General features: G+C 63.6%; 1 protein-coding gene and 1 pseudogene. Both read right to left on the reverse strand.

Going from position 1 to position 854, the window contains the following annotated elements; genetic code table 11:
• Positions 1-103: 103 nt before the first annotated feature.
• Positions 104-337 (reverse strand): annotated as a pseudogene (locus FVA95_RS34200) (DUF6545 domain-containing protein); the annotation flags it as partial.
• 15 nt (positions 338-352) lie between these two features.
• The coding region (locus tag FVA95_RS29025; RefSeq protein WP_205016044.1) for a hypothetical protein at positions 353-854 on the reverse strand (502 nt) is incomplete at its 5' end.

Genomic DNA, 854 nt, shown 5'->3' on the forward strand with positions numbered 1-854 from the left:
CTTGGGCACGGTGTCGATCCTTCCAGCGAGGAGGACGTCCTCACAGGTCAGGAGTCAACCGAAGTCTGGGCAGTCCCCTCCGCCATCGGCGGCCAGCCACCAGTCACCAGGCTGACCAACCTCCCTGGACATCACACCTAGCCCGTTGCACAGCGTCCGCTCTAGCCTGCGGTGAGACGTGCCGAGATGCTCGCAGTTCGACGTCACAGAGTTCGAACACCCTCCCGCACAGCTGCAGAGTTGCACTGGTCGTGCGCTGGTGACGTTCCTCGAGGTAAACCGCTGCGAGCGAGCCTCGTGCGACCAGACCCCACAGAGGTTCGAGTTCTCGGTAGAGACGTCGGTGCCGGTGTCACGTCTCTGCACGGGCAATGCGATCGAACAGGCGTGGGGCCCAGACCTGGGACAGCAGCCCGGCCACTCCAACGAGCATGCCCGCCAGCGGCAGGACGGTGCCGATGATGAATTCCAGGACGTCGGTCGCAATGAGGTCCCGCGGTGGGATGAGATCGAGAGATCCCACGATGACGCTCCAAACCCGCCCGCCGACATAGATCAGAATGATCTGGCAGGCGGCGCGGTTGAGCCTCACTCCGACCCGTCGCCACCCGACGGGCTCGATGCGGAGCTGACGGGACAACAGGATGATTAGATCGGTTGCCGTCCAGCCAAAGGCGGCGCTGTAGAGGGTGTAGTAGGCGATGACCGCTGGGTGGGTGTCCGGAACGAAGAACTCGGCTGCGCCGACGTGTGTGTAGAAGAAGCAGAGCACCATGGTGTCGACGACGGCCTGAGACTGACCCCCTGACGTCGGATTGGGATTGACCCCTTCTGGGCGACGCTGAGGGGGTGTT

Origin of the sequence: Pseudonocardia sp. EV170527-09 (assembly GCF_008369905.1) — a bacterium.
In the GTDB taxonomy this organism is placed as follows: Bacteria; Actinomycetota; Actinomycetes; order Mycobacteriales; family Pseudonocardiaceae; genus Pseudonocardia.